Source organism: Streptomyces sp. NA04227, from assembly GCF_013364195.1.
GTDB lineage: Bacteria > Actinomycetota > Actinomycetes > Streptomycetales > Streptomycetaceae > Streptomyces.
Map to the genome: position 1 here is coordinate 408,805 of NZ_CP054918.1, position 20,937 is coordinate 429,741.

Below are 20,937 nucleotides of genomic sequence, written 5' to 3' on the forward strand. Positions count from 1 at the left end.
AGTCCGCAAAGACAGTCTCACCCACTCTTGACAACGTTGTCCAGGCTCTATGCTCAAGCCCACATCCTCACACCATCGCCGACGACGGGACAGTGCACAGTGGTGGAGACCAACCGAAGGGCCGAAACTCGCTACGGCAGCCGCCCGACGATGAAAGATGTGGCGGCCCGGGCGGGGGTCGGGCTGAAGACGGTTTCGCGCGTCGTGAACGGAGAGCCGGGTGTCACCGCGGACACGGAGCGGCGCGTTCAGGAGGCGATCGAGGCGCTCGGTTTCCGCCGCAACGACAGCGCCCGGGTGCTGCGCAAGGGCCGCACTTCCAGCATTGGTCTAGTCCTTGAGGACCTCGCCGACCCCTTCTACGGTCCGCTCAGCCGCGCCGTGGAGGAGGTCGCCCGGGCCCACGGCGCCCTGCTCATCAACGGTTCGAGCGCCGAAGACCCCGAGCGGGAACAGGAGTTGGCGCTCGCCCTGTGCGCCCGGCGGGTCGACGGCCTGGTGATCATTCCGGCCGGGACCGACCACCGCTACCTGGAACCCGAACTCCGGGCGGGCGTCGCCACCGTCTTCGTGGACCGGCCCGCGGGCGGCATCGAGGCCGACGTCGTGCTGTCCGACAACTACGGCGGCGCCTACACCGGCACCTCCCACCTCATCGCCCACGGCCACCGCCGGATCGGCTTCATCGGCGACCAGGTCGGTATCCACACCGCCGCCGAGCGGTTGCGCGGCTACCGGGCGGCCATGGAGGACGCCGGACTCCCCGTCGCCGACTCCTGGGTGTCCTGCGGGGACACCCGGCCCGAACGCGTCGCCAAGGCGGCGGAGGCCATGCTCGGCGCCGCGGAGCCGGTCACCGCGCTCTTCTCCGGCAACAACCGTGTGACGGTCACAGTGGTCCGCGTACTCGCCGGGCGGGAACGTCCGGTCGCCCTGGTCGGCTTCGACGACTTCGAACTCGCGGACCTGCTGCGCCCCGCCGTCACCGTGGTCGCCCAGGACTCGGCCCAACTCGGCCGCACCGCCGCCGAACTCCTCTTCCGCAGGCTCGGCGGCGCCCCCGTGGGCGCCGAACGCATCGAACTCCCGGTACGCCTCATCCCCCGCGGCTCCGGCGAACTCCCGCCCGCCGACTAGGCCGTGTCCGCAAAGTTCCGGCGTTCGCCCGGAGGGCAGGCCCTGCGGCGTCTGGTGCGTGCTCGCTGGGGGTCCCCCCCTGCTCGAAGAGCTTGGGGGAGTGCCGGCCGGAAGTCCTCGTACTGGACGTACTTGGGCTTTCGGCCGGTGCGGCGAGTGGGGGTCCCCCCTGCTCGAAGAGCTTGGGGGAGCGTGCCAGGCGTCGCGGGGCAGGCGGGACTTTGCGGACACGGCCTAGGACTTGGCCCCGGAGCCGCAGCCGACGCGGCGGCTCCGGGGCCACACGACACCCACGGTCGCCCCGTACGACCAGCCCACCCGGGCGCTCAGCCGTACGCCGGCGCCCTCAGCAGTACGGAAGCCCCGGCAGCGGGGCGTCGTTCGCGCCGCCCTTGATGTTGACGACGTTGACCCAGACACCGGCGTTGCCGCTGTCGTCGTCGGTCTTCGCCGACCAGACGTTGGTCCACTCCCCCGCGGTCTCCCGGCGGCCCAGATTCTGCTGGCAGTAGAAGTAGTTGGTGCCCGCTTTGAGCACGCCCACCTCGGCGCCCGCGCCGTTGTACGACTTCGCGGCCCGCCAGACCTCGCAGTTGAACTTTCCGCCGCCGATGTCCGCGCAGACCGGAGCGGGCGCGGAAGGCTCCCCGCCGGGATCGGTCGTGGGGCCGGTCGTCGGGTCGGGCTCGGCGTCGCTCGGCTTCGGCTTCGGGTCCGGCTTGTCGGAGGGGCTCGCCGAGTCGCCGGGCCCGGTCTCCGCGTCGGAGTCCGGTTCCTCGCTCGGCCTGCCTCCGCTGTCCGGGTCCTTGTCGCCGCCGATGGAGCCGCGACTGCCCTCCGCCGAAGGCTCGGAGGTGCTGCCCACCGGCGTGCCCCCGCCCGCCGGTCCCGCCTCGTCCTGTTCCCCGTCCGAGCCGCCCATCAGGGCCACGCCCACACCGGTGGCCGCGAGGACGACGGCCACCGCGACACCGGCCAGCAGGGCCGAGCCCCTCTTGCGGCGGCCGCGGGACTCCCGCGCCGTATCGCGCGTCGCCTGAGGCTGCGGTCCCGGACCGCCGAACTGCCCGGCGCCGTACACCTGCGCGCCTGCCGCCTGCCCGGGGGCTCCGACATGTCCCGGCGCCGGGGCGCCCGCGGCCGGTCCCCCGCCGTAACCGAACCCTGCGGCGGGTGCACCGTACGAAGGTCCCGGCGAGGGTGCGCCATGAGCCGAGGAGGCGGCCGGGTATCCGTAGCCACCAGCGGAGACGGGACCAGCCGGGGACAGGGGCGCGCCGGACTGGGGGGCCTGCCCCGGCACGGCGGCCGGATAGCCGTAACCGCCCGCAGGTCCAACTCCGGCCGGGGGCACTCCGGTTGAGGGTTGCGGAGCGGTGGCCGCCTCGGCGGTCCCGCCCGTGGCGACCTCGCGCAGCAGCGCGGCCGCCCGGGCGGCGTCGGGCCGCATCCCCGGTTCCTTGTGCATCAGTTCTTCGAGTACGGGCATCAGTACCCCGGCCCGCTGCGGTACCGGCAGCGGCTCGGCGACGATCGCGGAGAGCGTCGACCAGGTGGAGGTGCGGCGGAACGGCGAGGCGCCCTCGACGGCGGCGTACAGGGTGGCGCCCACCGCCCAGATGTCGGAGGCCGGACCGGGCTGCTGTCCCTGGGCGCGCTCGGGTGCCAGGTAGTCGAGCGAGCCCACGATCTCGCCGCTGCGGGTCAGGTGGGTGGCCGAACCGTCGCCCGGATCGTCCATGGTGGCGATACCGAAGTCGGTGAGCACCCGTCGGCCGGAGCGGTCGAGGAGGATGTTGCCGGGCTTCACGTCCCGGTGCAGCACGCCCACGGCGTGCGCCGCGGCGAGCGCGTCGAGCACATCGGCGCCGATGGCCGCGGCCTCGCGGGGGTCGAGGGTGCCGCGTTCCTGGAGGACGTCGTCGAGGGAGGGCCCGTCCACGAGTTCCATGACGATCAGCGGTCTGCCGTCGACCTGCGTCACATCGTGCACCGCGATGACCGAGGGGTGCCGTACCCGGGCCGCCGCACGCGCCTCGCGCTGCATCCTCAGCTGCATATCGGCGAGTTCGGGCCCGGCCGAGTCGGTGTAGGTGCGCAGTTCCTTGACCGCGACCTCGCGTCCGAGGACCTCGTCCGTCGCCTGCCAGACGACACCCATTCCACCGCGGCCGAGCCTGCGGACCGTACGGTAACGGCCCGCCAGCAATCTGCCGACGCCGGGCGCCTCTTCGTACTCCCCCGTGGTCACTTCGTCCCCGTCTCTGTCCTGTGCTTGTCCTGCACGCGACAGCCTACGGTGCGGAAAGCGGGCCCCCGGCTCCTCGGTCCCGGCCGGGACCGGCGGGCGTCGACTCGGCTCCGGTGTACGGCGGTGCCGCGAACGCCTCCAGGTCGGCCCTGGTCAGTCCGCTCAGCCGGGCCACCTCCCCGATCCCGAAGGCCCCGCAGTCGACCCCGCGCAGGAGCTGACCGCTCAGGGCCCGTGCCGTGGCGGGCTCGTCGAGTACGTCGCCGCCAGTGTGCCGGGCGTAGGCGGCGAGGCGGGCGGCGACGGTGGGCAGGGCCTCGCGGTGGAAGGCGAACACCGCGGCGTAGCGGGTGGGCAGTTGGGCGGGGTGCATGTCCCAGCCCTGGTAGTAGCCGCGGGCCAGGGCACGGCGGGTGAGCGCGTAGTGCAGGCGCCAGGCCTCATGGACCTTGCGGGTACTGCCGACGGGCAGCACGTTGGTGGAGCCGTCGCTCACCCGTACTCCGGTTCCGGCCGCCGCGACCTGCATCACGGCCTTGGCGTGGTCGGCCGCCGGGTGGTCGCTGCTCTGGTGCGCCGGGGCGATGCCGAGGGCGGCGCTGTAGTCGAAGGTGCCGTAGTGCAGTCCGGTGGCGCGGCCCTCGGCGGCATCGATCATGCGGGCCACGGTGGCCGTCCCGTCGGGCCCGAGGACGGCCTGTCCGGTCTCGACCTGGATCTCGAACCGAAGCCGCCCGTGCGGCAGTCCGTGCACCCGCTCGAACCTGTCGAGCAGCGTCGCCATCGCTCCGGTCTGCTCGGCGTACGTGACCTTCGGCAGGGTCAGTACGAGGCCGGGCGGCAGGGGGCCGTGTGCCAGCAGTGCGGTGAGGAAGACATCGAGGGTGCGGATGCCCCGGTCCCGTACGGCGGCCTCCAGGCACTTGGTGCGGATGCCCACGTACGCGGGTCCGTCGCCCTCGGCCAAAGCCTGTGCGACGAGCCGTGCGGCGCGCGCCGCGTCGGCGTCCTCCTCGTCCGCCGGGCAGGCCCCGTACCCGTCCTCGAAGTCGATCCGCAGGTCCTCCACGGGTTCGCTCTCCAGCTTGGCCCGCACCCGGGCGTAGACCGGCTCGGCCAACTCCTCGTCGAGACCGAGGACTTCGGCCAGTGCGGCGGGCTCGGGCGCGTGGTCGTCGAGGGCTTCGAGGGCGCGGCGGCCCCAGTCGCGGACGGTTTGTGCGGTGAACTCGTAGGCCGGTACGTAGACGGTGTGCACCGGCTGGCGGGTGCCCGGGTCGCCGGGGTAGCGCCGGGCCAACTCGGCGTCCACGGGGGCGAGCAGGGAGGCCACGGCCCGTAGGACCGGCTCGCCGAGACTCGTCGCCACCTGTTCCATGCCGACCTCCTGAGGGGACCCGGTCCGGGGCCGTGACGCTATCGGTGACGTTCTGCCAGGTCAACGATGCGCTGTGGAACGGCGCGGGCCCCCGCGACAGATGTCACGGGGGCCCGGGCGCGGTTCTGAGAGGTGCTCAGCCCTTGCGGGTCTTGACCTCGTCGGTGAGCTGCGGGACGACGTTGAACAGGTCGCCGACCACACCGAAGTCGACCAGCTCGAAGATCGGGGCCTCTTCGTCCTTGTTCACGGCCACGATCGTCTTCGAGGTCTGCATACCGGCACGGTGCTGGATCGCACCCGAGATGCCATTGGCGATGTACAGCTGCGGCGACACCGACTTACCGGTCTGACCGACCTGGTTGGTGTGCGGGTACCAGCCAGCATCGACGGCGGCACGCGAGGCGCCGACTGCAGCGCCGAGGGAGTCGGCCAGCGCCTCGATGATCGCGAAGTTCTCCGCACCGTTGACACCACGGCCACCGGAAACCACGATCGCGGCCTCGGTCAGCTCCGGACGGCCGGAGGACTGACGCGGCGTACGGGAGACGACCTTCGTGCCCTTGGCCTGGTCGGAGAAGGACACCGACAGCGCCTCGACCGCACCGGCGGCCTGCGCGGGCTCGACCGGCGCGCTGTTCGGCTTGACCGTGATGACCGGAGTGCCCTTGGACACACGGGACTTGGTCGTGAACGACGCCGCGAACACCGACTGCGTGGCGACCGGGCCCTCATCGCCGGCCTCCAGGTCGATCGCGTCGGTGATGATGCCCGAACCGATACGGATCGCGAGGCGGGCAGCGATCTCCTTGCCCTCGGCCGAGGACGGAACCAGCACGGCGGCCGGGGACACGGCCTCGACCGCGGCCTGGAGGGCGTCGACCTTCGGGACGACGAGGTAGTCTGCGAACTCGGGGGCGTCCGCGGCAAGGACGCGGGTGGCGCCGTGCTCGCCGAGGGTGGCGGCGGTGGACTCGGCACCGGCACCGAGCGCGACGGCGACGGGCTCACCGAGACGGCGGGCCAGCGTCAAAAGCTCCAGCGTGGGCTTGCGGACGGCACCGTCCACGTGGTCGACATAGACGAGAACTTCAGCCATGGGATTGCTCTCCTGCGAATGCGAAGTATCTGGGGGCGGTTGGGTGGGTGACCGAAGCTCAGATGAACTTCTGGCTCGCGAGGAACTCCGCGAGCTGCTTGCCGCCCTCGCCCTCGTCCGTGATGATCTTGCCTGCCGTACGCGCGGGACGCTCGTTCGCCGACTCGACCTTGGTCCAGGCACCCTCCAGACCGACTTCCTCGGCCTCCAGGTCCAGGTCCTCCAGGTCCAGGGACTGCACCGGCTTCTTCTTCGCCGCCATGATGCCCTTGAACGACGGGTAACGCGCCTCGCCCGACTGGTCCGTCACCGACACGACGGCCGGAAGCGACGCCTCCAGCTCCTCGCTGGCTGCGTCGCCGTCACGACGGCCCTTGACGGTGCCGCCCTCGACCGACACCTCGGACAGCAGCGTGACCTGCGGGACACCCAGACGCTCGGCGAGCAGGGCCGGGATGACACCCATGGTGCCGTCGGTGGAGGCCATACCGGAGATCACCAGGTCGTAGCCGACCTTCTCGATCGCCTTCGCCAGCACCAGCGAGGTGCCCACCGCGTCGGTGCCGTGCAGGTCGTCGTCCTCGACGTGAACGCCCTTGTCGGCGCCCATGGACAGGGCCTTGCGCAGCGCGTCCTTGGCGTCCTCGGGGCCGACGGTCAGCACCGTCACCTCGGCGTCGTCCGCCTCGTCCGCGATCTGCAGCGCCTGCTCGACCGCGTACTCGTCGAGCTCCGACAGCAGACCGTCGACATCCTCACGGTCCACAGTCAGGTCATCGGCGAAGTGCCGGTCGCCAGTGGCGTCGGGCACGTACTTCACAGTGACAACGATCCTCAAGCTCACGCCGGCTCTCCTACTGCATCGTCATTTCTTCTGCTGCCTGGTCGGGCTGCTGCCTGTTCGGGCAGCATAGGCGCCTCAAGCGGCGGTTTCCCGTTGGGGCGTTACCGCCACCAACAAATATTACTCGCCAGTACACCCAGCTCGTTACTTGAGAGCAAGCACCGTGAGCTGTGACCTTTACAACCCTGTGTAACTCGCGTGTTTTGGGCAAGCGCAACTGGCTGTGATCTACGCGACTCTGTGTAACCGGAACGTCTCTCAGCTCCTGAACTCGCCGAATCTGCCCTGGTGATAGAGGAGCGGCGCACCGGCCGCGACGGCCTCACCGGCCGCGGCCTCGGCGAGCACCAGACGGTGGTCACCGGCGGGAACTCTGGCCACCACCCGGCACACGAGGTAGGCCAGCACGTCCGCGAGCACGGGTACGCCCTCGGGGCCCCAGCTCCAGCGGGTCGGTGCGCCGAAGCGGTCGGCGCCGCTGCGCGCGAAGGTGGCGGCGAGTTCCCGTTGGTGCGCGCCGAGGACGTGCACGCCCACGTACGTGGCCCGGGAGACGGTGGGCCAACTGGAGGCGGAGGTGCCTATGCCGAAGGAGACCATCGGCGGGTCGGCGGAGACGGAGGTCAGCGAGGTGGCGGTGAAACCCACCGGGACCCCGTCGGCCGCTGCGGTGACGACGGCGACGCCCGCGGCGTGCTGACGGAAGACGGAGCGCAGGAGTTCGGGGGAGCCGGGCAGTGCCGTGCCGAGGTCGGACGAGACCGTCATGGAGTTGTCCTTCTGCTGGATGAACGACGCGGGAGCGGTGGGAGTCAGCGGGCGCGACAGCGTGCGCTGGCGTGCCGGGCGAGGTCCACGTGCACGCGCGTGTGCAGAAGGAGTGGTGGTGGCATGGTGTCAGGCTGACGATCAACCGACCGTGCCGTCAAGCGCCGTTGGCCGGTTGGGAGGCGCATCACTGCCGCTCAGACCGCCTTTCCGAGCGCCGCGACGACATCGGCCGTACGCGGCTGACCGGTCGCGCGCCGCACGATCCGCCCGGCGGCGTCGAGGACCAGAACGGTGGGCGTCCGTGCGATGCCGAGCTCCCGGACGAGGGCGAGCCGCGCCTCGGCGTCGATCTCCACATGCGCCACTCCCGGCACCATGGCCACCACCTCGGCGAGTACACGCCGGGTGGCCCGGCAGGGCTGGCAGAAGGCGGTGGAGAACTGGACCAGCGTGGCGCGTTCGCCCAGTGGTGCGCCCAGTTCGGGCTCGCCCAGGCGTGGCCCGTTCTCGTCCGTACGCACTCCCGTTCCTCTCTGTCAGCCGCCCGTGGCCGACCGGAGTGCGCACCAACGGCGGGCGCCCCCGGCGTACGCCATGCGCCGGTCGTCTCCGTACCCAGCGCTGCGCATGGCGCGGGAATTCCCGTGAGTGGGCCAGGGCGCCCGGCGGGGCGCCGGACCTTCCCTCTCCGCGCCTCTGTCACCCCGTCCGTCACGTGCGACCGCCCAGGACACGGACGGGAAGGGAATGTGTCCGGGACGTGACGAGGATCTCGCGAATCCAAGGCAGCAAGTCTGGTCACAGACTCGTTCTTGGGGCACGATCGGCGAAACGCCGAAAACTTACGGCTGCGTAACTTTCTCTCGGGAGCCCTCTCCCGAAGGAACACAGAAGGGTCCCCACTCCCCCATGGCAGAGCTCGTCTACCGTCCGGTCGTCGGCCTGGCGCTCACGATGTTCAAGGCGCTCGACCTGAAGATCGACTGCAAGGGTTCGGAGAACATTCCGCGCTCGGGCGGAGCCGTGCTCGTCAGCAATCACATCAGCTACCTGGACTTCATCTTCAACGGGCTCGCGGCCCTTCCGCAGAAGCGCCTGGTGCGCTTCATGGCGAAGGAGTCGGTGTTCCGCAACAAGATCTCCGGCCCGCTGATGCGCGGCATGAAGCACATTCCGGTGGACCGCAAGCAGGGCGAGGCCGCTTACAGCCACGCGCTCGACTCGCTCCGCTCCGGTGAGATCATCGGCGTCTTCCCCGAGGCCACCATCTCCCAGTCGTTCACCCTCAAGAGCTTCAAGTCCGGTGCCGCGCGGCTCGCCCAGGAGGCGGGAGTGCCGCTGGTCCCGATGGCCGTGTGGGGCACCCAGCGGATCTGGACCAAGGGGCAGCCGCGCAACTTCAAGCGCAATCACTTCCCGGTCACCATGCGGGTCGGCGAGCCCGTCGAGGCGCCCCGCGACCAGTACGCCGGTGCCATCACCCGGCGGCTTCGCGAAGGCGTCGACGAGCTGCTCGAACTCGCGCAGCGCGCCTACCCGGCCCGCCCCAAGGGCCCGGAGGACACCTGGTGGCTGCCCGCCCACCTGGGCGGCACCGCGCCGACGGCCGCCGAGCTGCGCACCGCCTGAGAGCCGGGAAACGAGAACCAAGAACCGACAGCTGAATGCCGATCGCCCGGTGCGCACACGCGCGCCGGGCGATGTCGTTTCGGTGGCGGCTCGGGGTCTCAGGACCTCAGGACACCGATACCGGATCGTGGACCGTCACCTGTGCACCGGGGCTGAACTCGGCGAGCAGTTCGGCCAGTTCCTTCCCCGCGGCACTCAGGTCGGCGTGGGACACCGGGCCGAGGGCCTCCAGCAGGAAGAGAGCGGACACCGAGTCCTCGGTCAGCCGGGTCCGTACGCCCTGCCGCCAGTTCCAGCGGCGGCAGGTCACCCCGGCCTCGTCCCGCCAGACGACCTCGCCCGGCTCGGGGTGCTCGACGACGGCTTCGCCTCCGGCGGCGGTGGCGAACTCCTCGTCCCCTCGCGCGCGCACCAGACGCATCCCGCCCCGGATGCGGTCGAGGTCCTCGCCCCCGACCGGCAACAGATGGGCGACGCTGATCGCGTTGTAGAGGTCCACGAGCAGGTTGACGCGGGGCAGGCCCGCGTCCGTGAGTGCGCGTCTGGCCAGCGCCTCGGCCGAGTTGCGGGTGCGCGAGGGCTTGGCGCCGAAGGCGGTGTAGGCCGCGCGCCAGGCCGCGAGATGCGGATCCTCGTGCGGCGGCCTGCCGTCGAGTCGTGCGGCGAGACGGGCGGCGGCCCGGTCCAGGAGCGCCGAACTCGCGTCCGTACCGGGCCCGTTGACGAGCCCGTGGGCCTCGACGGCCAGGTGGGTGAAGTCGGGTGCGAGGGTGCGCACCTCGTCGGACACGGTGAGTGTGAGGGTCATCGTCGAAGCGGCCTCAGAGTGCGGAGGGAAGGTTCTGCCACAGATACGGCCGGTCCGGTGCGGTCTTGAGCGCATGGAGTACGGCCGGATGTGGTGCAGCGTACAGCACTGGATAGTCCATCTCGCTGGACTGCGGATCGGGCTGCCAGGCCAGGCGTTCCCCGTCGAGCGAGAAGCGGGCGTCGACGCCGGGCTTGTTGCCCCGGCAGTCCTGCCGGTGCCAGGCCCCGTGAAAGCGCACGGCGACCAGCCCGTGCACGACATGGCCACCCTCGTCGTCGTGCGTCAGCCGCTGGTAGCACAGGGCGGCCGGGATGTCCTCGGCGCGCAGCAGCGCCACCAGGGCATGAGCCTTGGCGTGGCAGATCCCCGTACGCAGGGCGAGCACGTCGGAGGCGCGCCAGGTGACGCGCGGATCGCCGCTGTCGGCCGAGTGCGGAACGGTGTCACGGACGAACTCGAAGGCAGCGCGCGCATAGTCATACGAGTCAGTGGATTCCGCGGCGAGCCGTGCGGCGGTTTCGCGCACCACGGGATGATGGTGATCGATGACCTCGTCGGCGGCCAAGTATGCCGAAAGGTCCGGGGTTTGCTGGATCAGCTCCATGGCAGGCGAGCATAGAAATACGGCCGACCGGGAGTCAATCTTTTTCCAGTCGACCGTATATCTATTCAGTCGCGTTCATGCCTCGAAGGGCCGCGGCTCAGTGAGCCATCTCTTCCTTGACCGCGCTCACGAAGCCGTCCACGTCCTCCGCGGTGGTGTCGAAGGAGCACATCCAGCGCACGTCGCCCGCGGCCTCGTCCCAGAAGTAGAAGCGGTACTGCTTCTGCAGGCGCAGCGAGACCTCGTGCGGCAGCCGGGCGAAGACGGCGTTGGCCTGCACCGGGTAGAGGATCTCGACGCCGTCGATCCCCCGCACACCGTCGGCGAGACGGGCCGCCATCTCGTTGGAGTGCCGAGCGTTGCGCAGCCACAGGTCCCTGGAGAGCAGCGCCTCCAACTGGACCGAGACGAAGCGCATCTTGGAGGCGAGCTGCATGGACATCTTGCGTATGTGCTTCATCCGGCGCACCGCGTCCGGGTTGATCACCACGACCGCCTCACCGAACAGGGCACCGTTCTTGGTGCCGCCCAGGGAGAGGACGTCCACGCCCGCGGCGTTGGTGAAGGTGCGCATCGGCACGTCCAGAGAGGCGGCGGCGTTGGCTATGCGCGCACCGTCCAGGTGAACCTTCATACCGTGCTGGTGCGCGTGGTCGCAGATGGCACGGATCTCCTCGACCGTGTACACGGTGCCCAGTTCCGTGTTCTGCGTCAGCGAGACGACCTGCGGCGTCGCGCGGTGCTCGTCGTCCCAGCCCCAGGCCTGCCGGTCGATCAGCTCCGGGGTCAGCTTGCCGTCCGGCGTGGGCACCGTGAGCAGCTTGAGCCCGCCGACCCGCTCGGGGGCCCCGCACTCGTCGACGTTGATGTGCGCGCTCTCGGCGCAGATCACCGCGCCCCAGCGGTCGGTGAGCGCCTGGAGCGCGACGACGTTGGCGCCGGTCCCGTTGAAGACCGGGAAGGCCTCCGCAGCGGCACCGAAGTGTCCGCGGATCACCTGCTGGAGATGGTCCGTGTAGTCGTCCTCGCCGTAGGCGACCTGGTGCCCGCCGTTGGCGAGCGCGAGCGCGGCCAGGACCTCCGGGTGCGCGCCCGCGTAGTTGTCGCTGGCGAAGCCCCGTACCTCGGGGTCGTGGTGACGACGGGCGGCGGTGCGCGAGCTCGTCGCCGGGTTCACGGCTTCTCGGTCAGCCACAGACGGTTTCCGTTCACTTCCCGGGCGGGCTTGGCCCAGACCCCTGCGATGGCCTCGGCTAGATCCTTGACGTCGGTGAAGCCCGCGAACTTCGCGTTGGGGCGCTCCGCGCGCAGCGCGTCGTGCACCAACGCCTTCACCACCAGGATCGCAGCCGCCGAGCTGGGTCCCTCCTCGCCCCCGGCCTTGCGGAAGGCGTCGGCCAGCGCCAGCGTCCATGCCTCCGCCGCCGCCTTGGAGGCGGAGTACGCGGCGTTGCCCGCCGTGGGCTTGCTCGCCCCGGCGGCGCTGATCAGCAGGTACCGGCCGCGGTCGCTGCGCTGCAGCGGCTCCTGGAAGGCGAGCGAGGTGTGCTGCACCGTACGGATGAGCAGCTTCTCGAGCAGGTCCCAGTCCGCGAGGTCGGTTTCCGCGAAGGTCGCGGAGCCGCGCCAGCCGCCGACCAGGTGGACGAGACCGTCCACCCTGCCGAAGTCCTTCTCGATACGGGCGGCCCACTCACGGGCCGACTGCAGGTCGAGCAGGTCGACCGTGTCCCCGGTGACGGTGGCGCCGCCGTGTGCGTAGCGTGCCGCGTCCACCGCCTCGGCCAGGCGGGCCGCGTCGGCGTCCGCCGCGGCGACCACGGCGCCCTCCTCCGCGAGCCGCAGCAGTGTCGCCCGGCCCGCCGGTCCGGCGGCACCCGCCACCGCGATGACCGCGCCCTCGAGCGCGCCCTTGTTGTTGCCGTTCATCGTCTTCTCCTCCACCCCGTCGCTGCTCACGCCGCCCCCGCCGCCAGAACCGGCTGTCCGCCGTCGGCCTCGGCCGCTGTGATGCCCTTCGTAGAGGCGATCACACTCTTGAGCTTCTTGGCGAGGGCCTCATAGAACATGCTGAGCGGAAACTCGTCGGCGAGCACGTCGTCCACGAGTTTGCGCGGCGGCAGGGACAGGTCCAGGGCGTCGGGGCCCTTGGCCCAGCGCGATCCCGGGTGCGGGGCTAGGTAGCGCGAGACCAGTTCGTAGGCCGCGAACCAGTGGACGAGCTTGGGCCGGTCGATGCCGTTGCGGTACAGCTCCTCGATCTCGCCGCAGAGCTGGTTGGTGACCTGCGGGGCGCGCTCCCAGTCGATGTGCAGCGTGTTGTCCGTCCAGCGCACCACGTCGTGCTTGTGCAGGTAGGCGAAGAGCAGCTGGCCGCCGAGGCCGTCGTAGTTGCGGACCCGCTCGCCGGAGACCGGGAAGCGGAACATCCGGTCGAACAGGACCGCGTACTGGACGTCGCGGCCCTGCGCCACGCCCTCGGCCTCCAGCTTCACGGCCTCCTTGAAGGCGGTGAGGTCGCAGCGCAGCTCCTCCAGGCCGTACATCCAGAACGGCTGGCGCTGCTTGATCATGAAGGGGTCGAAGGGCAGGTCGCCGTGGCTGTGCGTGCGGTCGTGGACCATGTCCCAGAGCACGAAGGCCTGCTGGCAGCGGTCCTGGTCGTCGACCATCTCTCGGATGTCCGCGGGCAGTTCGACACCCAGGACGTCGACGGCGGCCTTGGTCACCCGGCGGAAGCGGGCGGCCTCGCGGTCGCAGAAGATGCCGCCCCAGCTGAAGCGCTCGGGCGCCTCGCGGACCGCGATGGTCTCGGGGAAGAGGACCGCCGAGTTGGTGTCGTAGCCCGCGGTGAAGTCCTCGAAGGTGATGCCGCAGAACAGCGGGTTGTCGTAGCGGGTGCGCTCGAGTTCGGCGAGCCACTCCGGCCAGACCATGCGCAGGACGACGGCCTCGAAGTTGCGGTCGGGGTTGCCGTTCTGCGTGTACATCGGGAAGACCACGAGGTGCTGCAGACCGTCCTCGCGGTGCGCGGCCGGCTGGAAGGCCAGCAGCGCGTCCAGGAAGTCGGGGACCTCGAAGCCGTTGTCGGCCCAGCGGCGCAGGTCGGCGACGACCGCGCTCAGGTAGGCCGCGTCGTGCGGGACCAGCGGCGCGAGTTCCTCGACCGAGGCGACCAGCTCGTCCACCGCCTTGCGCACGGTCTCTGGCGCGGGCGCGCCCTCGGCGTCGAAGTCGACCGAGCCGTCCGGCGACTGCCACGGGCGAATCGTTTCCACCGTGTTCTTGAGCCTGGACCAGGCCGGGTGCTCAACCACCCTGCCGCCCACGGAAACAGGAGGAACCTTCTCCGTCGCTTCCTTCTGCACAAAAATTTCCGTCATGACCCATCCTCCACGGGATAACCTCGCGTAAGGACACCGTATGCGGCCACCCTTGTCTCCACAAGTGGACCCTGGTGGAGATTTTCCGGCTACGCCTCTTCGTAACCGTCTTTTTTCCTGTGAGTTGCGCCGCGTGGGGTACCGACCCGACAGCTTGCACGGAGGGTGATTCCTGCCGTCGATGCCGTTACATCGCGGCGCCGTGCGGCTAAGCTGCGCAACTGCCGTACCGCGCGGGCAGGGAGAGTGCAGCCGCCTTCGACGAAAGCGAGCCGGTCTTGAACTTCGTCACTATCGGTCACCGCGGGATCATGGGCGTGGAGCCCGAGAACACCCTCCGCTCGTTCGTCGCCGCCGAGCGCGCCGGACTCGACGTCATCGAGCTCGACCTCCACCTCAGCAAGGACGGCGCGCTCGTGGTCATGCACGACGCCGAGGTGGACCGCACCACCGACGGCCGCGGCCCGATCGCCGAGCGGACGCTGGCCGAGCTCCGCCTGCTCGACGCGGGCAAGGGCGAGCGCGTCCCCGTGTTCGAGGAGGTCCTGGACGCGGTGTCGGCACCGCTTCAGGCGGAGATCAAGGATGTCGCGGCGGCACGTGCGCTCGCCGAGGTCATGCACCGGCAGAACCTCACTGACCGGGTGGAGGTGCTCTCCTTCCACGCCGAGGCGCTCACCGAGATCGCCCGGCTGGTCCCCGGCGTACGCACCGGCCTGGTCGCCAGCCGCTACGGAACCGAGGTGGTCGCCCGGGCCCAGCAGGCCGGGGCGCAATCGCTGGTCCTGAACATCCGGCGGCTGACCCTGGAGACGGTCGAACAGGCCAGGGCGGCGGACCTGAAGGTCATCGGCTGGGTGGTCAACACCCAGGACCACCTGCGCCTGGTACGCGCCCTGCAACTGGACGGCGCGACCACCGACCATCCCGACATCAAACGCACCGGGCGCTTCACGGCCTGATCGGGGCGCTTAGCGGGGCGTACGGGCAGGTCACCGCCGGGCGGCGCCCTGCGGGCGGGTCATGGCCCGGCCATACGCACCGACCGCTCGGCTGCATGCGCCCCGGCACACGGCCCGCTCTCAGCCGAGCGGCTTCACGAGGAGCTCGAACTGCAGGTCGGGGCGCTGCGGCAGCCCGAAGCGCTCGTCGCCGTACGGGAAGGGGGTCATCGAACCCGTCCTGCGGTAGCCGCGCCGCTCGTACCAGGCGATCAGGTCGTCGCGCACCGAGATCACCGTCATGTGCATCTCGCGGGCGCCCCAGTCGGCCCGTACGGCGCGCTCCGCCTCCGCGAGGACCGCCTTGCCCAGACCGCCGCCCTGCGCCTGCGGCCGCACCGCGAACATGCCGAAGTAGGCCGCCTCGCCGCGGTGTTCGAGCTGACAGCAGGCGACCGCCTCGCCGTCCCGCTCGACGACGAGCAGCCTGCTGCCCGGCGCGTCGATCACCTCGCGCACACCCTCAGGGTCGGTGCGCTGCCCGCCGAGGAGGTCCGCCTCGGTGGTCCAGCCGACCCGGCTCGCCTCGCCCCGGTAGGCGGACTCTATGAGCGCGACGAGCACGGGCACGTCACGCTCCGCGGCCTCGCGGAACACGAGTTCTCCGGTCACCGTCTGCGGACTGCTCTCCATGGCGCGAATCCCTCCCACCTCGGCCAGGCACGGACTCCAGACCCTAACGCGCCCGGTAGCGTCGCTCGGCATGGTGCATGTACTCAGCGGCCGTACCCTGCTGCGCCCCACCGACCCCGAGCGCTCGCGCGTCTTCTACGGGAGCACGCTGGGCCTCGACGTCTATCGCGAGTTCGGCACCGGGCCCGAACGCGGCACGGTCTACTTCCTCGGCGGGGGTTACCTGGAGGTGTCGGGCCGGGCCGAGCAACCACCCGCGCCCGGGCTGCGGTTGTGGCTCCAGGTGGCCGACGTCCGGGCGGCGCACGAGGAGCTCCTCGCACGGGGTGCGCGGATCCTGCGGGAGCCCAAGCAGGAGCCCTGGGGCCTGATCGAGATGTGGATCGCGGATCCGGACGGGGTGGAGATCGCCGTCGTGGAGGTCCCCGCCGATCATCCGCTGCGGTACCGGCCGTAGCCACGGACGCCGGGCTCCCCCGGCCGACCCCGCCAACTCCCCTTCCTTCCCTGTCTGTTGGGTCGCGGTACCGGCGTCCTCCCCGGCGCCATGCGATCCGCACGCTCCCCCGCGCACTCCCATGCGCTCGCGTGTGCCCCGGCCGGTGTGGGCATCCCCTCCGCGAGACCGCCACAGGGAGGGGTGCACGGTGCACGGACCGGTGTCCGCCGCCTGGCTGCTGGTCGCCGTGTCGGCGGTGAGCGCGGGGTACTGCCTGCTGCGGATGCGGGCCAGTGCCGGCGCACGGCGCCACGCCGCGGGCGCGGAGGCGGTGATGGGGCTCGGCACGGCCGCGATGGCGGTGCCCGCCTCCGTACTGCCGCTCGGCCGCCCCGCATGGCTCGCGTACACCGTCGTCTTCGGTGCCGCGGCCCTGCACGCGGCCTGGTCGGCGCACGGCGACCGGCAGCATCTGCACCATCTGGTCGGCGCCTCGGCGATGGTCTACATGGCGGCGGTGATGGCCGCGCGGCCCGGCGCGCACAGCGGCGGGCACGCCTCGGCGGGCGTGGCTCCGGTGACTGCCGTTCTCCTGGTGTACTTCGCCGTCTACGTGCTGTGGAGCGGTACCCGGTTGGTTCCGGCGGGATCCCCGGCGCCGCGCGCACCGGCCCCCGCGTTCGTCGAGCGTCCCGAACTCGCCCGGGTCTGCCGACTTTCGATGGCGCTCGGCATGTTCGCGATGCTGCTCACCCTGTGACGTAAGGGAATTGTGAGGTCGGACACCAAACCGTGGCGTCGGTCACTATGCGGGAGAGCCCATACCCACGGGTGGTTCGCCGCTCATAGGGTGAAGCCATGATGGTTCCCGTGGCGCTGCTGCTGCTCGGCCTGGTGATCGCCGTGGTCGGCCCGCGCCTGCTCGCCCGGACCCGATGGACGGAACGGGAACCCATCGTCGCCCTCTGGGTGTGGCAGTGCGTGGTCGCCGCCGTACTGCTGTGCTGCGCCCTGTCGATGACGCTCAGCGCCTCCGCCGCCTGGCAGGCCGTGCGGGGCAATGTCTTCGCGCCCGCCCCGGCCACCGTGGTGGAGGCCTACGCACTCGGCACCGCGGGCGGCTGGGCGGCGACCACCGCGGTCGTGCTCGCCCTGGGCGGTGTGTGGACCGCCGCGATGCTCAGCCGTGAGGTATTGCGGGCGCGGCTCGGCAGGCGCCGCCGCCGCACCGAACTCCTCGTACGCGCACCGCTGTTGCCCGGCGAGGAGCCCGGCACCGACCGGCTCGTCGTCCTGGAGGGCGAGCGTCCCGACGCCTGGTGGCTGCCGGGCACGGCGCCCCAACTCGTCATCACCACGGCCGCGCTGCGCCGCCTGACCAAGCGGCAGCTCGACTCCGTACTGGCGCACGAGCAGGGCCACGCGCAGGCGCGCCACGACTGGCTGCTGCACTGCTCGGGCGCACTGGCGAGCGGCTTTCCGCAGGTGCCGATGTTCGCGGCGTTCCGCGACGAGATGCACCGCCTGATCGAACTGGCCGCCGACGACGTCGCCTCCCGCCGCTTCGGACGACTGACCACGGCCCTGGCTCTGGTCGAACTCAACGAGGACCGCGGGGTGTTCGGCCCCTGCCCGGTACCGCACGCCCATGTTCCGCAGCGTGTGCACCGGCTTCTCGAACCCGAGTCGCGGCTCACCCCGGCGCGGCGCCTGGGGCTGACGGCCGCGGCGGCCCTGGTGCCCGTGGTGCCGCTCCTGGTGACCTTCGTGCCCGCGCTGCGCACCCTCGGCTGACGACGCACGGCCCGGCCACTGGTCAGCCCGGTGCCCGGTGAGCGACGATCTTCCGCATGCCTCCGTCCTCCGCCACCCCGACGCCCCGCCCCGCCCTCACGGCCGGGTTCCGTGTGACCAGGGCCGCCATGGCCGTGCTCGCGGCCGCGACCGCGGTGCTGATGATCCTGGTGGGAACCGACTGGCAGCCACTTCAGGAGGCGGACTCCTCGGTCGTGACCCGCCTCCACCGCTGGGCCCTGGAGCACCGGCAACTCACCGACGCCCAGCGCATTTTGACGGACTGGGTCTGGGATCCCTGGACGATGCGGGCGCTGACGGCCGTGGTCGCCGTGTACCTGCTGTGGCGCGGCGACCGGCGCCCGGCGCTCTGGCTGGTGCTGACCTGTCTGGGCGCCGCACTCGTCCAGCAGGGCCTGAAGGCCGCCTTCGACCGCCCGCGCCCCGACCTCCCGCAGCCCGTCGACCACGCCTCGTACTCGGCCTTCCCGTCCGGGCACGCGATGACGGCGACCGCGGTGCTCGGCGCCCTGCTGTGGCTGCTCCACCGGTACGGGGCGCCCGCCCCGCTGTTCCGCCTCGCGCTCGGCTTCACGGTCGTCTCGGTCCTCGGAGTGGGGGTGACCCGGGTCTGGCTGGGTGTGCACTGGCCCTCCGACGTGGTGGGCGGCTGGCTGCTCGGGATCCTCACCGTGGCGGCGGCGACCGCGGTGGGCGACGGGCTGAGCGCGCGGCGACGGTCTTGACCCGCGCCGGTCCCGGCGGAAAGGGTTCGGGCATGGCGATCAAGGGTGTTCTCTTCGACTTCTCCGGCACTCTCTTCCGCGTCGAATCCGTCGAATCCTGGCTGCGCGGCGGCCTCGAAAGGGCCGGGACCTCCCTCCCCGAGGAGGAGACCGCCGCACTGGCCCACCGCCTCGACGAGGCGGGCGCCCTGCCCGGCGGCTCCACACCCCGGCGGGTGCCCGACGACCTCCTCGGCCTGTGGCGGACCCGCGACGAGGACGCCGACCGGCACCGCGCCGCCTACCTCGCTCTGTCCCGCCAAGTGGCCCTGCCCGACCCGCAGTTGCACGAACTGCTCTACGAACGGCACAAGAGCCCGGAGGCCTGGCGCCCCTATCCCGACGCAGTCGAGGTGCTCACCGCCCTGCGGGCGCGCTCACTGGCGATCGGTGTGCTCAGCAACATCGGCTGGGACCTGCGGCCCGTCTTCCGCGCGCACGGGCTCGACAGCTACGTCGACACGTACACGCTGTCGTACGAGCACGGCGTGCAGAAGCCGGATCCCCGGCTGTTCACCGTCGCCTGTGCCGCGCTCGGATTCGATCCGCGGGAGGTCCTGATGGTGGGCGACGAGCGCGCCGCCGACGGCGGGGCCGCCCGGATCGGCTGTGCCGTCCACTTCGTGGAGCATCTGCCGGTGGCCGAGCGGCCCGACGGACTACGTGGGGTGCTCGGCCGCGTCGACTGAGTGCGGGCGGCGGCAGCGCACCGCCCCCGGCCGTTCGGGCAGGCGAAACCGGACGGGCGGCCAGGCAAGGGACCCGAGCCGACGGCCGTGCCGGACGGTCAGGCGCCGCAGGGCCCCGTCGGGTCCGCGGCGGCGTCCGGCCCCGGCTCCCCGGCGCCTTCAGGAGCGCTCACGAACGGTAGTCCTCGACCTGTGACGCGGGCCGGACCCGGGCGTCGTCGGGGTTCTCGCCGAACTCGGCCTTCGCGCGCCGCTGCCTCAACAGGTCCCAGCACTGGTCGAGTTCGCGCTCGACGCTGCGCAGTTGCTCACGTTCGCGTGTGCCGTCGGATGCGCCCTCGGCCAGGGACTCGCGCAGCTTGCGCTCGTCGTCGACCATGTCCGCGATACGGCCCAGGATCTGCTCTTGTTCCATCTCGGTGCCTTTCTCGGCCCCCGCGTCCCACTGTAGGAAGGCGGGCCCGGGGCGGCGACCAGAGAGCGGACGCGCGGCCGTCCCCGTGGGCACCGTGGCCGAGGTCGTGTCGGCCCGCTGCCGCGTGAGGCATCCCACAGCCGACAGAGCGACGTTCCGAGGTCGGACACGTACCTGCGGGCAGCGGGTATGCGGCGGCTCTGCGCCGGGAATCCTTCCTTCCGGAAGGGTTCTGGCGCGCCACGGCCCGAAAGGGCGAGGAGCGCGGCCGACGAGGCGCGGGCCGAGAACACACAAACGGCCCGTGACCAGGCAACACTCCCCCGTGGTGCTGCCTGTCACGAGCCGTTGTGCCGCCGCCGGCGCCCGGGCGATCCCCCGTGTCGCCCGAGGCAGGCGGCGTAGCACGAACCAGGGACCCCAAGGGTCCCCGTTCCGCGCCCTGAGTATATTGGCTGGGAGCCAGTCAACGCAGGAGTTACAGAATGTCCCCGCGCAGCGCATCGGTCAATGAAGAGTTGCGTCGGCGTTCCCGGGAGCGGCTCCTCCAGGCGACCGTCGAGCTGGTGGCCGAGCGCGGCTACGACGCGACCACCCTGGCGGACATCGCGGACCGGGCGGGCTCGGCCCGCGGACTGATCTCGTACTACTTCCCCGGCAAGCGTCAGCTCCTCCAGTCCGCCGTGCACCGGCTCATGCACCGCACTCTGGAGGAGGCCCTGGAGCGCGAGCCGCGGACCGACGACGGCCGCGAGCGCCTCGCCCGCGCCATCGACGCGATCCTCGGCCTCGCCCGGGACCATCCCCTGCTGATGCGCACCCACATGGCGGGGATCCTGCAGCCCGAGGGTTTCGTGCAGTGTGCCGAGCAGCAGCGGCTGGCGGAACTTCTGAGCGACACCATGTCCCGCTACGGCGTGCGCAACCCGGCCGTGGAGTACCCGCTGCTGCGCGCCCTGCTGATGGGCGCCGTCTTCGCGGTGCTGCTGCCCGGGGCCCCGATGCCGGTCGGCACCCTGCGGGCTGAGCTCTTCCAGCGCTACGGTCTGGACTGGCAGCTCGGCGACCCGCCCGTCCCGCAGTCGCCCAATCCGGCGGGGCCCGACCGCACACACGATTTCACGCGCATCTTCGACACCGGGTATCCGGGCGAGGACGACGCGGCTCGCGGCGCCGGACCGGGCGAGGCCGAGGCCCCCGGCGGCTCCGGCGAGGCCGAGCGGCCCGGCGGCTGACGCGGGCGGGCTCGCGTGCCACGTTCGGGGGCTCCCCTC

The 20,937-nt window shown here is 71.4% G+C and carries 22 protein-coding genes; 9 read left to right on the forward strand and 13 right to left on the reverse strand.

What is annotated here, in order from left to right; translation table 11 throughout:
• Window positions 1-99 precede the first annotated feature (99 nt).
• Window positions 100-1,137: a LacI family DNA-binding transcriptional regulator gene (locus tag HUT18_RS01455; RefSeq protein ID WP_176097060.1), complete on the forward strand. Its 1,038-nt coding sequence runs from the start codon at window positions 100-102 to the stop codon at window positions 1,135-1,137.
• Window positions 1,138-1,483: 346 nt separating this feature from the next.
• On the opposite strand, the gene HUT18_RS01460 is transcribed toward HUT18_RS01455, so the two are convergent.
• From HUT18_RS01460 to HUT18_RS01485, 6 genes are all read right to left on the reverse strand, one after another.
• Window positions 1,484-3,388, reverse strand: coding sequence for a serine/threonine-protein kinase (locus HUT18_RS01460; protein WP_176097062.1), 1,905 nt, complete (start codon window positions 3,386-3,388; stop codon window positions 1,484-1,486).
• 43 nt (window positions 3,389-3,431) lie between these two features.
• On the reverse strand, window positions 3,432-4,766 hold the full coding sequence (locus HUT18_RS01465) for an aldolase (RefSeq protein WP_176097064.1): 1,335 nt from the start codon (window positions 4,764-4,766) through the stop codon (window positions 3,432-3,434).
• Window positions 4,767-4,902: 136 nt separating this feature from the next.
• Window positions 4,903-5,865: an electron transfer flavoprotein subunit alpha/FixB family protein gene (locus tag HUT18_RS01470; RefSeq protein WP_176097066.1), complete on the reverse strand. Its 963-nt coding sequence runs from the start codon at window positions 5,863-5,865 to the stop codon at window positions 4,903-4,905.
• A 58-nt stretch (window positions 5,866-5,923) separates the two neighbouring features.
• Entirely contained in the window at window positions 5,924-6,709 is a 786-nt protein-coding gene (locus HUT18_RS01475; RefSeq protein WP_176097068.1) for an electron transfer flavoprotein subunit beta/FixA family protein, read from the reverse strand.
• Window positions 6,710-6,967: 258 nt separating this feature from the next.
• Window positions 6,968-7,477, reverse strand: coding sequence for a flavin reductase family protein (locus HUT18_RS01480; RefSeq protein WP_176097070.1), 510 nt, complete (start codon window positions 7,475-7,477; stop codon window positions 6,968-6,970).
• Window positions 7,478-7,674: 197 nt separating this feature from the next.
• A complete protein-coding gene (locus tag HUT18_RS01485; protein ID WP_176097072.1) occupies window positions 7,675-8,001 on the reverse strand; it encodes a thioredoxin family protein in 327 nt (108 codons plus the stop codon).
• A gap of 388 nt (window positions 8,002-8,389) precedes the next feature.
• Between HUT18_RS01485 and HUT18_RS01490 the strand changes: the two genes are divergently transcribed.
• On the forward strand, window positions 8,390-9,109 hold the full coding sequence (locus HUT18_RS01490; protein WP_176097074.1) for a 1-acyl-sn-glycerol-3-phosphate acyltransferase: 720 nt from the start codon (window positions 8,390-8,392) through the stop codon (window positions 9,107-9,109).
• A 106-nt stretch (window positions 9,110-9,215) separates the two neighbouring features.
• Here the strand turns inward: HUT18_RS01490 and HUT18_RS01495 are convergent, their stop codons facing one another.
• The 5 genes from HUT18_RS01495 to HUT18_RS01515 all read right to left on the reverse strand — a co-directional run bounded on the left by HUT18_RS01495 (window position 9,216) and on the right by HUT18_RS01515 (window position 13,907).
• On the reverse strand, window positions 9,216-9,917 hold the full coding sequence (locus HUT18_RS01495; protein ID WP_176097075.1) for a B3/4 domain-containing protein: 702 nt from the start codon (window positions 9,915-9,917) through the stop codon (window positions 9,216-9,218).
• Between the two features lie 13 nt (window positions 9,918-9,930).
• The gene (locus HUT18_RS01500) at window positions 9,931-10,524 is read right to left on the reverse strand and encodes a transglutaminase family protein (protein WP_176097077.1); all 594 of its coding nucleotides are present in this window, start codon (window positions 10,522-10,524) and stop codon (window positions 9,931-9,933) included.
• A gap of 97 nt (window positions 10,525-10,621) precedes the next feature.
• On the reverse strand, window positions 10,622-11,701 hold the full coding sequence (locus HUT18_RS01505) for a low specificity L-threonine aldolase (protein WP_176104225.1): 1,080 nt from the start codon (window positions 11,699-11,701) through the stop codon (window positions 10,622-10,624).
• Window positions 11,698-12,453 carry an SDR family NAD(P)-dependent oxidoreductase gene (locus tag HUT18_RS01510; RefSeq protein ID WP_176104226.1) on the reverse strand — a complete coding sequence of 252 codons (756 nt, stop codon included), beginning with the start codon at window positions 12,451-12,453 and terminating at the stop codon, window positions 11,698-11,700. The genes HUT18_RS01505 and HUT18_RS01510 overlap by 4 nt, the downstream gene beginning before the upstream one ends.
• A 26-nt stretch (window positions 12,454-12,479) precedes the next feature.
• The gene (locus HUT18_RS01515; RefSeq protein WP_176097079.1) at window positions 12,480-13,907 is read right to left on the reverse strand and encodes a DUF6421 family protein; all 1,428 of its coding nucleotides are present in this window, start codon (window positions 13,905-13,907) and stop codon (window positions 12,480-12,482) included.
• A 278-nt stretch (window positions 13,908-14,185) separates the two neighbouring features.
• Here HUT18_RS01515 and HUT18_RS01520 point away from each other — a divergent pair, with 278 nt between their 5' ends.
• Window positions 14,186-14,869: a glycerophosphodiester phosphodiesterase family protein gene (locus HUT18_RS01520; protein WP_176097081.1), complete on the forward strand. Its 684-nt coding sequence runs from the start codon at window positions 14,186-14,188 to the stop codon at window positions 14,867-14,869.
• Window positions 14,870-14,989: 120 nt separating this feature from the next.
• On the opposite strand, the gene HUT18_RS01525 is transcribed toward HUT18_RS01520, so the two are convergent.
• Window positions 14,990-15,541 (reverse strand): GNAT family N-acetyltransferase, encoded by a 552-nt coding sequence (locus HUT18_RS01525; RefSeq protein WP_176097082.1) that lies wholly within the window; start codon window positions 15,539-15,541, stop codon window positions 14,990-14,992.
• Window positions 15,542-15,611: 70 nt separating this feature from the next.
• Between HUT18_RS01525 and HUT18_RS01530 the strand changes: the two genes are divergently transcribed.
• The 5 genes from HUT18_RS01530 (at window position 15,612) to HUT18_RS01550 (ending at window position 19,248) form a co-directional block, all read left to right on the forward strand.
• Complete coding sequence (locus HUT18_RS01530) at window positions 15,612-15,998, forward strand: VOC family protein (RefSeq protein ID WP_176097084.1); 387 nt, start codon at window positions 15,612-15,614, stop codon at window positions 15,996-15,998.
• A gap of 190 nt (window positions 15,999-16,188) precedes the next feature.
• Window positions 16,189-16,740: a DUF5134 domain-containing protein gene (locus HUT18_RS01535; RefSeq protein WP_254878379.1), complete on the forward strand. Its 552-nt coding sequence runs from the start codon at window positions 16,189-16,191 to the stop codon at window positions 16,738-16,740.
• Between the two features lie 98 nt (window positions 16,741-16,838).
• Window positions 16,839-17,774, forward strand: a complete 936-nt coding sequence (locus HUT18_RS01540) for a M56 family metallopeptidase (RefSeq protein WP_176097087.1) — start codon at window positions 16,839-16,841, stop codon at window positions 17,772-17,774.
• A 56-nt stretch (window positions 17,775-17,830) separates the two neighbouring features.
• The gene (locus HUT18_RS01545; protein ID WP_176097089.1) at window positions 17,831-18,520 is read left to right on the forward strand and encodes a phosphatase PAP2 family protein; all 690 of its coding nucleotides are present in this window, start codon (window positions 17,831-17,833) and stop codon (window positions 18,518-18,520) included.
• Window positions 18,521-18,552: 32 nt separating this feature from the next.
• The gene (locus HUT18_RS01550) at window positions 18,553-19,248 is read left to right on the forward strand and encodes an HAD family hydrolase (protein ID WP_176097091.1); all 696 of its coding nucleotides are present in this window, start codon (window positions 18,553-18,555) and stop codon (window positions 19,246-19,248) included.
• Between the two features lie 169 nt (window positions 19,249-19,417).
• On the opposite strand, the gene HUT18_RS01555 is transcribed toward HUT18_RS01550, so the two are convergent.
• Window positions 19,418-19,663, reverse strand: coding sequence for a DUF2630 family protein (locus HUT18_RS01555; protein ID WP_176097093.1), 246 nt, complete (start codon window positions 19,661-19,663; stop codon window positions 19,418-19,420).
• A gap of 485 nt (window positions 19,664-20,148) precedes the next feature.
• Between HUT18_RS01555 and HUT18_RS01560 the strand changes: the two genes are divergently transcribed.
• Entirely contained in the window at window positions 20,149-20,898 is a 750-nt protein-coding gene (locus HUT18_RS01560; RefSeq protein ID WP_176097095.1) for a TetR/AcrR family transcriptional regulator, read from the forward strand.
• The last annotated feature ends 39 nt before the right edge of the window (window positions 20,899-20,937 follow it).